Raw genomic sequence first — 13,971 nt, forward strand, 5'->3', positions numbered from 1 at the left:
CACCGAAATTTTTTATCAGAGAGATGACCATGAAATTTATCGTTAAACTTTTTCCTGAAATTATGATTAAAAGCGACAGTGTTCGTAAGCGTTTTATCAAAATTTTAACCAGCAATATCCGCAATGTGTTAACCCGTGATTTTGACGTTGCCGTAGTGCGCCATTGGGATTTTATTGAAGTGCGTTCACAACAAGAAGATCGCAAGTCAGAAATTATTGATACCTTGCAACGTATTCCGGGAATCCACCATTTTTTAGAAGTGGAAGAACAGCCTTTTACGGATTTGCACAATATTTTTGAGCAAACCTTGGCGCGTATGCGTGACGAATTAGACGGAAAAACTTTCTGCGTACGCGCGAAACGCCGTGGCAAACATAGCTTTAGTTCCTTGGAAATTGAACGTTATGTGGGCGGTGGGTTGAACCAACATATTGAAAGTGCGAAAGTGAAGTTAAAAAATCCCGATGTGACGGTTCGTCTTGAAGTGGAAGACGATAAATTGCTCTTTATTAACGCGCGCCACGCAGGTATCGGCGGTTACCCCATTGGTACGCAAGAAGATGTTTTATCCTTAATTTCGGGCGGTTTCGATTCGGGCGTGTCGAGTTATATGTTAATTCGCCGCGGTTCTCGTGTGCATTATTGTTTCTTCAATTTAGGCGGTGCTGCTCATGAAATTGGGGTGAAACAAATGGCGTATCATATTTGGAGCCGTTATAGCACGTCACACAAAGTCCGTTTTATTGCCATTAATTTTGAAGATGTCGTAGGCGAGATCCTTGAGAAAATTGATAATGGGCAAATGGGCGTGGTGTTAAAACGTATGATGGTGCGCGCGGCGAGCAAAGTGGCGGAACGCTTTAACATTGAAGCCATTGTTACAGGCGAAGCCCTTGGGCAGGTTTCAAGCCAAACCTTAACCAATTTGCGTTTAATTGATGAAGCGGCGGACGCCTTGGTGTTGCGCCCATTGATTACCCACGACAAAGAGCAAATTATTGCTATGGCGCGTGAAATTGGTACGGATGATATTGCTAAATCTATGCCTGAATTCTGTGGGGTGATTTCTAAAAATCCAACGGTGAAAGCTATTCGTGAAAAAATCTTAGCAGAAGAGCAGCATTTTAACTTTGATGTGCTACAAAGTGCGGTGGAAAATGCGCAATATTTGGATATTCGCGACATTGCGGAACAAACTGAGCGCGAAGTGGTGGAAGTGGACGCGGTGTCAGTTTTAAGCGACAACGACATTATTTTAGATATTCGCAGCCCGGAAGAAACCGATGAAGCCCCTTTTGAATTGGACGGTTATGAAGTGAAATTAATGCCGTTCTACAAATTGTCATCTCAATTTGGCAGTTTAGATCAAAGCAAAAATTATGTGTTGTATTGCGAACGCGGCGTGATGAGCAAGTTGCAAGCCTTATATTTAAAAGAAAATGGCTTTGCCAATGTGAAAGTGTTTAGAAAATAATCAAAAAAGCAATCGTTTACATAAAAAATGTGATCTTGATCAGATTTTTGAGAAATTCTCGGGAACTTTTATTGACGGCATAATTTTTCTTTGGCAATATCTCGGCTGCTTAAGGATTTAAGCGATGTTTGACTTTTAGTTTTGCTGAAAGTTCAAATGGAAATTGTTATAAAAATAAATTCTGATAAGGAATTAAATTATGAAAAAGACATTAGTAGCATTAGTAGTAGCGGCAGCAGCAGCGTCTGCAAGCGCAACAACAGTTTATAACAACGAAGGCACAACAGTTGATGTTGGCGGTCGTTTAGATGTTATGATTGGTAAATTCAACGAAAACGAACGTACCGATTTACGTAACAACGAATCTCGTATCGAATTCAAAGCACAACACGATTTAGGCAACGGCTTAAAAGCAATCGCATTCACTCGTTTACGTTTTAACGATGGTGGCGACCGTTGGGATACTCAACAATCATTTAACAATATCAAAACTAACAAATTATGGTTAGGTTTTGAAGCGAAAGATATCGGTCGTGTAACATTCGGTAAACAAGATACTAACGGTGATGCGATCCAAATCAACGATAACGCTTATATCTTTGGCGGCAACAACAACGTATTAGATGGCGGCGATAAAGTTCTTTCTTTCCGTTCTACTGATTTTCAAATCGCAGAAGGTCAAAAATTAGGCTTTGGTGCTGACTATGTGTTTGGTCAATCAACAAAAGATGATAACCAAGCAACGACAGCAAAACTTGATGCTGACGGTAATGTAGTTAAAGATGCTAACGGTAAAACCGTTATGGTTCAAGATAGCAGTAAACTTAAATATGGTTACAATGCTGTAGCTTTCTATGAAGGTAACTTCTCTGGCTTAAAAGCAAACTTAAATGCAGGTTATACAGTAACTAAGTATGATGATGACACAGCCTCTAATGTAACTGGTTCACAAGAAAAAGCATGGCGTGTGGCTTCTAAATTAGGTTATGGTCCGGCTGAGTTTGGCGTAGAATACGGCGAAACTAAATTTGAAAATGGTCATACAGACGCAGGTAAAGGTAAATTCTTAGAAGTTGCAGCGAAATACAACTACTTAGAAAACGCTTCTGTATATACAGCATGGGAACACAACGTATATAAAGGCGACACAGATGGTTTAGCATTCGATGTGCGTGATGCGAACTTCTTACGTTCTGTTGCTGGTAAGTTAAGCGTTGAAAACGGTGGTAAATTAACTGAAAACGTATTTATCCTTGGTACAGACTATGCATTTACTCCAAATGTTGTGACTTATGCTGAATATGCATATTCACATGTTAAAGCTAACAGCAAAGCTAAAATTGAGGGTGCTGGTGTAACTGGATACGCTGATGGCACAGCAAAAGCGAAAGATCATCGTTACGGTGTTGGTGTTCGCGTATACTTCTAATCAGTTGATTAGCTAAAATCTCAAACCCGATCTTAGGATCGGGTTTTTGTTTTGATTTTGATGAAATATTGTATAAAATGACGACAACAAATAGGAGAGATATTATGTTTTCACTCAATTTGGCGAGTGTCGCGATTAGCTCAGCTCTAGCGATTGTGCCGTTATCATTCCAAATGCAGGCTACAAATACTTTACAGACAGTAGAGCAACAACAAATTTCAATGAAATCTGAGTTGCGAGAAATTGTTATTGTTGCAGAAGCGTTGCTTGATACTTTTTATAAAATGGCTTCTCAAGATCATTCGGTATTTGAACGTCTAGAAGGTATTGATATTGCCGCTTTGTTAAAACAATCTGAACATCTATTAAATGGCTTACGTTCGCATTTTTCAGCTGAAGCCGATGTTGAATTGCTTGATAATTTTGCTAAAACGGTAGAAAAGACAAACCAACTTTATCAAGCGATTGAATACAAAAAAGAAGCGGATCATATTTTGCTGTCTCGAGTAAATTCACCAGCAAGTATTATGATTAAACATGGTTCAAATCGTGATGAAATTAGACAAGCATTGTTAGGGCACTAATATGGCGATTGATGTGCTAATTTCTGATGAGTTTAAATTGGGTAAAACCAATAATACTAAATTTGTCGATTTTCCATTTTTGAATGAAGTACAGTTTGAGTTATTACTTGATTTTGTTGAATATGTTTCAAATGACAAAGCATTACTAGGAAAAAATAAACCATCTTGGTTAGATGACAACTTAGATATTATTCCTGATACGGAAAGCTATCAAGCCTTTAATTTTTGGCATTACCATTGTGGTGAATTTGATCCTAATGTTCCAATCCGAGCATTAACCTATCAGCTTAAATTGAATTTAGACGGGTTAACATCAGCAGCCGTTATTCACTACCGAAAATTATCAGAAACTGAGATTGTGATTGTAGGTTATTCGCCTATTCACGTTCCATTTCCAAAAGAAGATGATCCTGAAAATCCATTATTTGGTGATTAAGAAATGTAGGGTGGGCATTCCTGCCCACCATTTATATTCGATGATATTTTCGGTGGGCAAGGATGCCCACCCTACATAAATCTCACGCTGTTTTCGCATTTTCGGACATAGGCAATATGTCCTTGCAGGATCGAGATTTAATCTAAAATCTGATGTTTCTCTTAAATCTGTAAATAACATAATATCGAAGTGATTTTTGTAGTTACAAATATTGACGAAAATAGAAAAGGAGAGTTTAATGTGGACATCAACTTACGTCAGATAACAGAGAAGTGAGAGCATATTATGAAGATCAAAACACTAGAAGAACAATTAGCTGATCCCTATTACGATGATGCGGATCAATTTATTGATGATGAAAGCCCGGAATGGACGGATGAAGATTTTAAACGGGCATTAAAATTTGAAGAAATGCCTCCGGAATTACAGCAATTGGTTCTTTGGTCTCGCGAACGCAAACGCGGTCGTCCTCCTGTAGAAGAGAAAAAAGTCAGTGTAACCATTCGTTATTCGAGTAAAGTCATTGACGCTTTTAAGGCCACAGGCAAAGGGTGGCAAAGTCGAATGAACCAAGTGCTGGAAGATTATGTTGCAAAATCGATGTAGTTTTGTTTGTATTGCGTTTATTTGATGTAAAGGAGAGTGGGTAAGCATTATTTTTTATTGTCAAAGTGCGGTCAAATTTATTGAAAAAAAAGCGATTTACACGCATAATATGCCGACTTGCAAACGCTTAACTAGTAGGAAAATAAACATGTCAAACACAATTTTACAAAGTCTTCCAAAAGGCGAAAAAGTGGGGATCGCTTTTTCCGGTGGTTTAGATACTTCTGCCGCATTGTTATGGATGCGCCAAAAGGGCGCGGTGCCTTATGCTTATACGGCAAACCTAGGTCAACCTGATGAAGATGATTATAATGAAATTCCACGCAAAGCGATGGAATATGGTGCAGAAAACGCCCGTTTAATTGATTGCCGTACGCAACTTGCCCATGAAGGTATTGCCGCAATTCAATCAGGTGCGTTCCATGTTTCAACAGGTGGTATTACCTATTTTAACACAACTCCATTGGGTCGTGCGGTAACAGGGACAATGCTTGTTGCGGCAATGAAAGAAGATGATGTAAATATTTGGGGTGATGGTTCTACCTTTAAAGGTAACGATATTGAACGTTTCTATCGTTATGGTTTATTAACAAACCCAAATTTAAGAATTTATAAACCTTGGTTAGACCAACAATTTATTGATGAATTGGGCGGTCGTCATGAGATGTCTGAATTCTTAATTGCGAACGGCTTTAACTACAAAATGTCAGTGGAAAAAGCTTATTCAACAGACTCTAATATGCTTGGTGCAACGCATGAAGCGAAAGATTTAGAGTTATTAAGCACGGGCATTAAAATTGTAAAACCAATTATGGGCGTTGCATTCTGGGATGAAAATGTTGAAGTAAAAGCGGAAACCGTGACCGTTCGTTTTGAAGAAGGTGTGCCGGTGGCGTTAAACGGTAAAACATTCTCTGATGCCGTTGAATTATTCTTAGAAGCAAACCGTATCGGCGGTCGCCATGGTTTAGGTATGTCTGACCAAATTGAAAACCGTATCATTGAAGCGAAATCACGTGGTATTTATGAAGCCCCGGGAATGGCGTTATTACATATTGCTTATGAGCGTTTAGTGACCGGTATTCATAACGAAGATACGATTGAACAATACCGTATTAACGGTTTACGTTTAGGTCGTTTGTTATACCAAGGTCGTTGGTTTGACCCACAAGCCTTAATGCTTCGTGAAACGGCACAACGTTGGGTTGCGCGCGCGATTACCGGTGAAGTGACCCTTGAATTACGCCGTGGTAATGACTATTCCATCTTAGATACTGTTTCACCAAACTTAACTTATGTCGCTGAACGTTTAAGTATGGAAAAAGTCGAAGATGCGCCATTTGATCCGGTAGATCGTATTGGTCAATTAACCATGCGTAACTTAGACATTGTGGATACGCGCAATAAATTAGGTGTGTACTCACAAGCGGGCTTATTAGTTGCCGGTAAAGATTCAGTATTACCGCAGTTAGGTAAAAGATAAGCCGTAAAAACAGCGTTTTATTAACCGCACTTGTAATTAACCCCTATACAACATGAGCTGTATAGGGGTTTTTGTTTTATCTTATTTTTGATGTTTAGGCTAAGATTTTATCTAATTCCGCACTGACATCTTCCACTTTTTGTGTACCGTCTAAACGGAAGTATTTTGTGTTGTCTGCTTTGGCTTCTGCTTGATAGTAGTCAACCAGTGGTTTAGTCGTAGTGTGATAGACTTTTAAGCGATCTAAAACTGTTTCCGGTTTATCGTCTGCACGGATAATTAAATCTTCACCGGTTACGTCATCTTTGCCTTCCACTTTTGGTGGGTTGTAAACCACGTGGTATGAACGACCTGAAGCCGGGTGTACGCGGCGACCGCTCATACGTTCCACGATCACGTCATCCGGCACATCAAATTCTAAAACATAGTCAATGCTTACGCCTACTGCTTTTAGTGCGTCAGCTTGTGGGATTGTGCGTGGGAAACCGTCTAATAAGAAGCCTTTTGCGCAATCCGGTTGTGCAACGCGATCCTGTACTAATGCGATAATTAAATCGTCAGGAACGAGTTGACCCGCATCCATTAAGGTTTTCGCTTGTTTACCTAATTCGGTTCCTGCTTTGATTGCTGCGCGAAGCATATCGCCGGTTGAGATTTGTGGGATGCCGAATTTATTCATAATAAATTGTGCTTGAGTGCCTTTACCTGCACCGGGTGCGCCTAAAAGGATAATTTTCATGATTGTTCTCCTGAATAAAAAGTGCGGTTACTTTAACGTGAATTTAGAGAAAATGCAAATGAATAACGAGATAATGACTGTTCAAAAGTATAGTATTTATGTATAATGATGGTGCGCTTGAAATGGCGTAGGTGGGTCTGCTAGCAGTCCCGCCAGTTCGCAGCTAGCGGGGCTGTAGCAGATCTTGTGATTTATTTTCACAAGGAGCATGATATGAAACGAATTATTCGTTTAATCATTGTTATTCTGTTGTGCCTATTGCTACATAGTAGCACTGGAACTGGCTTATTGCAGAATAACCTTAGGGTCTGTTTATCTTTCAATAAAAAGCTGCGTTGTCGCCTAAAAAGGCCATCGGCTAGGCGTAAAACGCAGTTAATAGCGGGACTATTTACAAGTTTTACAACAACGCCGATGGCCTTTTTAGGCACAACCCGAAGGGGCGGGCTTCTTTTTTGCCCACTCTGTGTTAAAAAAACTTTGTTTAGAATGACTAAACGGCAGTTTTTTTGCCTTGATTGGGCAAAAAATAAGCTCCGCCGCAGCCTTTTATTGAAAGATAAACAGACCCTAACGTTCGGGGAGCGCTAGCCCTGAACGTTTTTATTATAATGGTTTTTGCTGTGTTATCCAATCTTAATTTTTTCACGCCACGGCGCCACCCAAATTAAGCAAATCATACCAGGGATGGCCAAGAAAAAGCAGAACCAAAAATAATGGTAATAACCGAAATATTCGATTAATGCGCCTGCTTGCGTGTTAATCGTTGCTCTAGGCAAGGCTGATAGGCTGGTGAATAAAGCCAGTTGGGTTGCGGTGTAAAGTGGGTTGGTTTCACGTGCCATAAAGGCGACAAAAGCCGATGTGCCGAGTCCTACACCAATAAATTCAGCCGCAATAACCAAGCTTAATGCGGTGAGTTCGTATGTGCCAATTTGCTCAAAGCGTCCGTGATTGGCGAGCCAAGCAAAGCCTAAAATAGTAATAATTTGTACGAATCCAAATAGCCATAACGCTTTATTGATCCCGATTTTGAGCATAATCACGCCGCCAACAATGCTAGCGATAACCATTGGCCATAGGGAGGCATTTTTAGCCACAATGCCAATTTGGGTTTTGGAAAAGCCCATATCGTAGTAAAAAGGGGAAATGAGTGCCGTTGCCATACTGTCGCCCAGTTTATAGAGAAAAATAAAGGCAAGAATGCCTAGCGCGCCCCATAGTCCTTTACGGCTAAAGAATTCGTTAAAGGGTTCGAACACATTTTCTTTTAACGTACGGTTTGTTTTGAGTTCAATTTGGGGTTCACGGCTCAGAAATAAGGTCATTAGAATCCCCGGTAGCATAAAAAGCGCGGTGATAATAAAGACTGTTTGCCAAGGGAGATGATCAGACAAAATGAGAGATAATGAACCTGGAATTAAGCCTGATACGCGATAAGCATTCACGTGAATACTGTTTCCTAAACCGAGATCAGCGTCAGATAAGATTTCGCGGCGGAACGCGTCTAACACAATATCTTGGCTGGCAGAGAAAAAGGAGCAAAGGGTGGCAAGTCCGGCAATGAGCGTTAGCCCAAAGTGGGTTTTGGGATCTAAAAATCCGAATAATGCCAAGGAAATAAGCAGCAATACTTGGGAAATGAACATCCAACCACGGCGGCGACCTAAAAATGGCGGAACATAGCGATCCAATAAAGGTGACCATAGAAATTTCCACGTAAAGGGTAAGGTTACCGCAGTAAAGTAGCCGAGAGATTCTAAATCGACTTGCTCTGAGCGCAGCCAAATAGGCAGTAGGGAAGTGATAATATACAGGGGGAGCCCTGAGCTAAAACCCGTGAATACGCAAATAAGCATATTACGGCTAAATATTTGAGAAATAAGCGATGATTGTTTTTGCATAATAAAAAGGGGCGAATATGTCGCCCTGCCGAATATTGATAAACCCTATACGAGCCGTATAGGGTTATTTAATCTGAGCCGCTCTGCGGCTCTTCTATTCAGCCCAGCGGGGCTGAGTTTAACAAACCTAGCACGGCTCGCGCTAGGTAGTAATCAAACTGGAATTTGATTAATCTTTATAGCCTTTCGGGTTGTTTTTTTGCCAGTTCCAAGTGTCTTTCATCATTTGTTCCAGACCACGTTCTGCTTTCCAACCCAATTCTTTTGCCGCTCGGCCGGCATCTGCATAGTTGACGGCAATATCCCCGGCGCGGCGTGGCGCAAATTTATAAGGGATTTCAATACCATTCGCGTTATTGAACGCGTTAACCATGTCTAAAACGGAATAACCCACGCCGGTACCTAGGTTATAAATATGCAAACCGCGGTCATTTTCGTGACGATTTAAGGCTTTGACGTGACCAACGGCTAAATCCACAACGTGGATATAATCACGCACGCCTGTGCCGTCTTGGGTGTCGTAATCGTTACCGAAAATAGATAATTCTTTCAGTTTACCAATCGCCACTTGACTGATGTACGGCATAAGGTTATTTGGAATACCATTTGGATCTTCACCGATCAATCCACTTTCGTGAGCACCAACAGGGTTGAAATAGCGAAGTAGGGTAATGCTAAATTCAGGCACGGCTTTAGCAATGTCCATTAAAATTTGTTCTACCATTAATTTTGATGTGCCGTATGGGTTGGTTGTGCCGCCCACTTTGCAATCTTCTGTGACAGGAATACGTTCAGGATCGCCATAAACCGTTGATGATGAACTGAAAATAAAATTCCACACGCCGGCTTTACGCATTTCTTGGATGAGATTAAGTGAACCGGTTACGTTATTACGATAGTATTCAATCGGCTTTTGAACACTTTCACCTACGGCTTTTAAGCCTGCGAAGTGAATCACTGCATCAATGCTGTTTTCTGCAAAAATGCGTTGTAATAATGTACTATCTAGAATATCGCCTTCATAGAATGTTACCGATTTACCCGTAATTTGCTTTACGCGCTCAAGGGATTTTGGCGAGGAATTACAAAGATTATCCAACACCACAACATCACGATTGTTGTTTAATAATTCGACTAAGGTATGTGAGCCGATATATCCGGCACCACCGGTTACTAAGATTGCCATAGATCATTCCTTTTGACAGTATAAAGAGATGACAAGTATAGATCCTTTAATAAGCAAGCAAAAGTAGATTTGTGAAAAATCCATTATTTTTAACCGCAGTTTAAGGTGTTTTACTTTCATAATTAGGCTCTTTTCGGTACAATACGCGCGGTTTTGACTTTTAATCAAAAAGGTGACTTATGTCTTTAGAAAAAACGTTTGAACTTTCAGCTCGTGGCTCGAATGTTCGACAAGAGATTATTGCAGGCTTAACCACGTTTTTAGCGATGGTTTATTCTGTGATTGTTGTGCCAAATATGCTTGGTGCGGCAGGTTTTCCTGCTGAGAGCGTATTTATTGCGACTTGTTTGGTGTCCGGTTTAGGATCGATTTTAATCGGTTTATGGGCGAATGCACCAATGGCGATTGGTTGTGCCATTTCATTGACGGCATTTACCGCATTTAGCTTAGTGCTAGGTCAACAAGTGAGTATCCCTGTGGCATTAGGTGCCGTATTTTTAATGGGGTTAGTATTTACCGTAATTTCCGCGACAGGAATTCGTTCTTGGATTTTACGTAACCTTCCGGCAAGTATTGCGCATGGTGCAGGTATTGGGATTGGTTTATTTTTGCTTTTAATTGCAGCAAATGGTGTCGGTGCGGTTGTTGGCAACCAAGCAGGACTTCCGGTTAAATTCGGTGAATTTACGTCATTCCCTGTGATGATGTCGTTACTTGGATTAGCGGCAATTATTGGCTTAGAAAAATTGCAAGTAAAAGGTGCAATTTTATGGGTGATTATTGCAATTACTATTGTTGGTTTAATTTTTGATCCCAATGTGAAATTTGGTGGCGAAATTTTTAAAATGCCAACTTTCGGAGAGCAATCACTTTTCTTAGCATTGGATATTCAAGGTGCATTACAACCTGCGATTTTACCTGTGGTATTCGCGCTTGTAATGACAGCGGTATTTGATGCAACAGGTACGATCCGTGCAGTTGCCGGACAGGCTAACCTATTAGATAAAGATGGGCAAATCATTAATGGTGGCAAAGCCTTAACATCTGACTCTGTGGGCAGTTTAATGTCTGGTGTCTTTGGTACGGCGCCGGCTGCTGTTTATATTGAATCTGCCGCAGGTACAGCTGCAGGTGGTAAGACCGGTATTACAGCGGTTGTGGTGGGGATTGGTTTCTTATTGATGCTATTTTTCCAACCTATTGCAAATTTAGTGCCTAATTATGCCACTGCGCCGGCATTAATGTATGTTGGTTTACTCATGTTAAGCAATGTGAGCAAATTAGACTTTGCTGATTTTGTGGGTGCGATGAGTGGTTTAGTTTGCGCGGTATTTATTGTCTTGACTGCAAATATCGTTACAGGCATCATGCTTGGCTTTGCGGCACTTGTGATTGGTCGCATTGTTTCAGGTGATATCAAGAACTTAAACGTAGGAACGGTCTTAATTGCAATTGCATTAGTCGCTTTCTATGCTTTTGGGTGGGCAATTTAATCTTTTTTAGTTATTAAGGACAGATTTATTATGAATAAATTTATCAAATTCGTTGCTACATTAGTTTTAGCATTCGGTATTACAGCTTGTGGTGATGATCCAAAAGCAGATTACAATAAAATCTTAGAATGGAATCAACAACAACAGCCTGTTCAACAAAAATTGTTAGGTGAATTCCAAGCGTCATTAGCACAAGTGAAAACACCTGAAGATGTTGATGTACTATTGAAAAAATATGAAGATGGTGCAAAAGCGATTATCGACTCATTAGATAAAGTAGATGTGAAAAGCAAAGAAATCAAAGAGTTTAAAGATAAAAGCAAAGCATTGTTAGTGTTGTCTGCTGATGTGACCTTGAAATCTGTAAGAGCTTCAGTTAAACCATTAACGGAAGAAGAGAAAACAGCATTACAAGCGCAAGTGAGTGAATTACAAACTTCTGCAAAAGCGTTAGCTGAGTTAGATAAAGTTTTAGTAGAAAAATACGGTAAAGCTGATCAGGCTGAGAAAAAATAATCTTGAAAGAAAATTTTATTTTTTAACGTATTAGGTTTGGGGACTCAGTTCTGTGTTTATGGAACTTAGTCCTTTTTTTACAGTTAAGCCGCGAATTTCATCAAATGACGAGTACGCGGTTTTATTTGGTGAATGGTGTTGGTGACGGTGCCAATGATATTTAATTTAGCAATATCGTCGGTTTTAATATTCGTGGCTTTAGAGCTGAGCGCAAAGAGAACAAATTCCCCATTGCTGTGAACAACAAATTCATAAATTTCCATTCGGTGATTTTGTTCAATGACGATTAAATCACCTTCATGTAATTCATCCTGTTTTTCAACCACAAGCATATCGCCTTGTTCAATACCCCAAGCAATCATATCGGGATTGGTTACGCGAATAAAACAGGTTTGTTGAGGATGTTTAATACAGTATAAATTGAGATCTAATTTACGACTATAGGATATTGATGCATTTCCACCATCCACCATATCATCAAAAAATGGAAGCGGGTTGTATGAGAAATCATTAGCAATCATAGAGTTAGTTTTTGTATAGTGCATAATTAGCTCCTATTCATCTCCGTATAAATACCGTAAAACAACTATTTATTAAATCAGCTTGTTTATTTGAACAGGTGTATAATACTGTATTTAAAAATAGTTAGTCAACGTTTTTTTCAATCTTTTTTTAGATATTTTCTTTTCATGACAATAAATTTGTAATTTTCAGTTTCTTTTATGTGAATTTTAGGCTATCTTTAAGTCTCCGTTGGATCTCATGATCCTTGTGTTTAACCAGCAAGCAAACGCTTGCGTAACTTATGTGATTTAATTATGGCTAGTTCACGTTTTATTTCTCTTTTCTTCCACGGCAGTTTAGTGAAACGTATTGTCGTGGGTTTAATTCTCGGTGTGATTGCAGCATTGATCAGCCCTGATTTAGAGCCGGTTTTCGGCTTTAATTTAGCTGAAAAAGTAGGGCTTCTAGGCGCGTTATTTGTTAAAGGTTTGCGTGCGGTTGCACCAATTTTAATTTTTGTGCTTGTGATTGCGGCGATTGCGAATAAAAAAGTTGGCTCGAAAAGCAATATGAAAGATATCGTTGTACTTTACGTTATTGGTACTTTTGGTGCGTCAGTTATTGCTGTATTGGCAAGCTTCCTATTCCCAATGTACATTCCATTATCAACAGCAGCAGATTCTCTTTCGCCTCCAGGAAGTGTGACAGAAGTTTTTGCGGTGGTAATTTCTAATATTTTCGCCAATCCAGTTGAAGCTATCGCAACAAGTAACTTTATCGGTATCTTAGCTTGGGCAATTGCTCTAGGTCTTGCTTTGCGCCACGCTGCAGATACGACCAAAAATGCATTTAATGATTTTGCCGAAGCGGTATCAAAAATTGTTCACTTAGTGATTAGTCTTGCGCCATTTGGTATTTTTGGTTTAGTCGCGGCAACGTTAGCGGATAAAGGATTAAAAGCACTTTTAGATTATGGTCATTTATTACTGGTTTTATTAGGTGCAATGTTCTTTGTGGCATTTGTTGTCAACCCAATTATTGTTTATTGGAAAATTCGCCGTAATCCGTATCCGTTAGTGTGGAAATGTGTGAGTGTCAGTGGTTTAACGGCATTCTTCACACGTAGCTCGGCGGCAAATATTCCAGTTAATATTGATTTAGCAGAAGAATTAGGTTTGGATGAAGAAACTTATTCTGTTTCAATTCCATTAGGGGCGACCATTAATATGGCGGGTGCGGCGATTACAATTACTGTATTGACTTTAGCGGCAGTACAAACCCTAGGTATTCCGGTATCTATTCCAACCGCTATTTTATTAAGCGTTGTTTCTGCTGTTTGTGCTTGCGGTGCTTCTGGGGTGGCTGGTGGCTCACTGTTATTGATTCCGTTAGCTTGTAGCTTATTTGGTATCAATGGTGATGTTGCGGCACAAGTGATAGCAGTGGGTTTTGTTATTGGTGTATTGCAAGATTCAACGGAAACTGCCTTGAACTCATCAACTGACGTATTATTTACTGCGGCAGTTTGTATGGCGGAAGAGCGTAAAAATAACGCCTAATTGATTGGTTAAAAAAGCGGCTTCAGTTTTCACTGTGGTCGCTTTTTTGTTTCTTCA

At 39.9% G+C, this 13,971-nt stretch carries 13 protein-coding genes; 9 read left to right on the forward strand and 4 right to left on the reverse strand.

The genetic code is table 11. The annotated features are described in order from the left end of the window. Window positions 1-29 precede the first annotated feature (29 nt). The 6 genes from thiI (at window position 30) to argG (ending at window position 6,013) form a co-directional block, all read left to right on the forward strand. Window positions 30-1,475, forward strand: a complete 1,446-nt coding sequence (gene thiI / locus E7T07_RS04990) for a tRNA uracil 4-sulfurtransferase ThiI (protein WP_135709805.1) — start codon at window positions 30-32, stop codon at window positions 1,473-1,475. Between the two features lie 199 nt (window positions 1,476-1,674). Next, a complete protein-coding gene (locus E7T07_RS04995; protein ID WP_135709806.1) occupies window positions 1,675-2,904 on the forward strand; it encodes a porin in 1,230 nt (409 codons plus the stop codon). A 104-nt stretch (window positions 2,905-3,008) separates the two neighbouring features. After that, entirely contained in the window at window positions 3,009-3,488 is a 480-nt protein-coding gene (locus tag E7T07_RS05000; protein ID WP_135709807.1) for a hypothetical protein, read from the forward strand. A gap of 1 nt (window position 3,489) precedes the next feature. After that, a complete protein-coding gene (locus tag E7T07_RS05005; RefSeq protein WP_135709808.1) occupies window positions 3,490-3,924 on the forward strand; it encodes a hypothetical protein in 435 nt (144 codons plus the stop codon). A gap of 285 nt (window positions 3,925-4,209) precedes the next feature. Next, window positions 4,210-4,530, forward strand: a complete 321-nt coding sequence (locus E7T07_RS05010; protein ID WP_135709809.1) for a BrnA antitoxin family protein — start codon at window positions 4,210-4,212, stop codon at window positions 4,528-4,530. Window positions 4,531-4,678: 148 nt separating this feature from the next. Further along, window positions 4,679-6,013: an argininosuccinate synthase gene (gene argG / locus E7T07_RS05015; RefSeq protein WP_135709810.1), complete on the forward strand. Its 1,335-nt coding sequence runs from the start codon at window positions 4,679-4,681 to the stop codon at window positions 6,011-6,013. Window positions 6,014-6,107: 94 nt separating this feature from the next. Here argG and adk read toward each other — a convergent pair whose 3' ends face one another. From adk to galE, 3 genes are all read right to left on the reverse strand, one after another. Then, entirely contained in the window at window positions 6,108-6,752 is a 645-nt protein-coding gene (gene adk / locus E7T07_RS05020; protein WP_135709811.1) for an adenylate kinase, read from the reverse strand. Window positions 6,753-7,378: 626 nt separating this feature from the next. Then, a complete protein-coding gene (locus E7T07_RS05030; RefSeq protein WP_135709813.1) occupies window positions 7,379-8,656 on the reverse strand; it encodes an AmpG family muropeptide MFS transporter in 1,278 nt (425 codons plus the stop codon). A 169-nt stretch (window positions 8,657-8,825) separates the two neighbouring features. After that, window positions 8,826-9,842 carry a UDP-glucose 4-epimerase GalE gene (galE, locus tag E7T07_RS05035; RefSeq protein ID WP_135709814.1) on the reverse strand — a complete coding sequence of 339 codons (1,017 nt, stop codon included), beginning with the start codon at window positions 9,840-9,842 and terminating at the stop codon, window positions 8,826-8,828. Between the two features lie 179 nt (window positions 9,843-10,021). Between galE and E7T07_RS05040 the strand changes: the two genes are divergently transcribed. Next, entirely contained in the window at window positions 10,022-11,335 is a 1,314-nt protein-coding gene (locus E7T07_RS05040) for an NCS2 family permease (protein WP_135709815.1), read from the forward strand. Window positions 11,336-11,365: 30 nt separating this feature from the next. Then, the gene (locus tag E7T07_RS05045) at window positions 11,366-11,851 is read left to right on the forward strand and encodes a PM1805 family lipoprotein (RefSeq protein WP_135709816.1); all 486 of its coding nucleotides are present in this window, start codon (window positions 11,366-11,368) and stop codon (window positions 11,849-11,851) included. A gap of 83 nt (window positions 11,852-11,934) precedes the next feature. On the opposite strand, the gene E7T07_RS05050 is transcribed toward E7T07_RS05045, so the two are convergent. Beyond that, window positions 11,935-12,396, reverse strand: coding sequence for a LexA family protein (locus tag E7T07_RS05050; protein WP_135709817.1), 462 nt, complete (start codon window positions 12,394-12,396; stop codon window positions 11,935-11,937). A 273-nt stretch (window positions 12,397-12,669) separates the two neighbouring features. Between E7T07_RS05050 and sstT the strand changes: the two genes are divergently transcribed. Then, window positions 12,670-13,914, forward strand: coding sequence for a serine/threonine transporter SstT (gene sstT / locus E7T07_RS05055; RefSeq protein WP_135709818.1), 1,245 nt, complete (start codon window positions 12,670-12,672; stop codon window positions 13,912-13,914). Window positions 13,915-13,971: the final 57 nt, after the last annotated feature.

The organism is Actinobacillus porcinus, from assembly GCF_901764995.1.
GTDB lineage: Bacteria > Pseudomonadota > Gammaproteobacteria > Enterobacterales > Pasteurellaceae > Exercitatus > Exercitatus porcinus.

Excerpts from the sequence above, each read along its gene's own strand:
- thiI (WP_135709805.1), top strand. The coding sequence starts at position 30 with ATGAAATTTATCGTTAAACTTTTTCCTGAAATTATGATTAAAAGCGAC.
- E7T07_RS04995 (WP_135709806.1), top strand. The coding sequence starts at position 1,675 with ATGAAAAAGACATTAGTAGCATTAGTAGTAGCGGCAGCAGCAGCGTCT.
- E7T07_RS05000 (WP_135709807.1), top strand. The coding sequence starts at position 3,009 with ATGTTTTCACTCAATTTGGCGAGTGTCGCGATTAGCTCAGCTCTAGCG.
- E7T07_RS05005 (WP_135709808.1), top strand. The coding sequence starts at position 3,490 with ATGGCGATTGATGTGCTAATTTCTGATGAGTTTAAATTGGGTAAAACC.
- E7T07_RS05010 (WP_135709809.1), top strand. The coding sequence starts at position 4,210 with ATGAAGATCAAAACACTAGAAGAACAATTAGCTGATCCCTATTACGAT.
- argG (WP_135709810.1), top strand. The coding sequence starts at position 4,679 with ATGTCAAACACAATTTTACAAAGTCTTCCAAAAGGCGAAAAAGTGGGG.
- adk (WP_135709811.1), bottom strand. The coding sequence starts at position 6,752 with ATGAAAATTATCCTTTTAGGCGCACCCGGTGCAGGTAAAGGCACTCAA.
- E7T07_RS05030 (WP_135709813.1), bottom strand. The coding sequence starts at position 8,656 with ATGCAAAAACAATCATCGCTTATTTCTCAAATATTTAGCCGTAATATG.
- galE (WP_135709814.1), bottom strand. The coding sequence starts at position 9,842 with ATGGCAATCTTAGTAACCGGTGGTGCCGGATATATCGGCTCACATACC.
- E7T07_RS05040 (WP_135709815.1), top strand. The coding sequence starts at position 10,022 with ATGTCTTTAGAAAAAACGTTTGAACTTTCAGCTCGTGGCTCGAATGTT.
- E7T07_RS05045 (WP_135709816.1), top strand. The coding sequence starts at position 11,366 with ATGAATAAATTTATCAAATTCGTTGCTACATTAGTTTTAGCATTCGGT.
- E7T07_RS05050 (WP_135709817.1), bottom strand. The coding sequence starts at position 12,396 with ATGCACTATACAAAAACTAACTCTATGATTGCTAATGATTTCTCATAC.
- sstT (WP_135709818.1), top strand. The coding sequence starts at position 12,670 with ATGGCTAGTTCACGTTTTATTTCTCTTTTCTTCCACGGCAGTTTAGTG.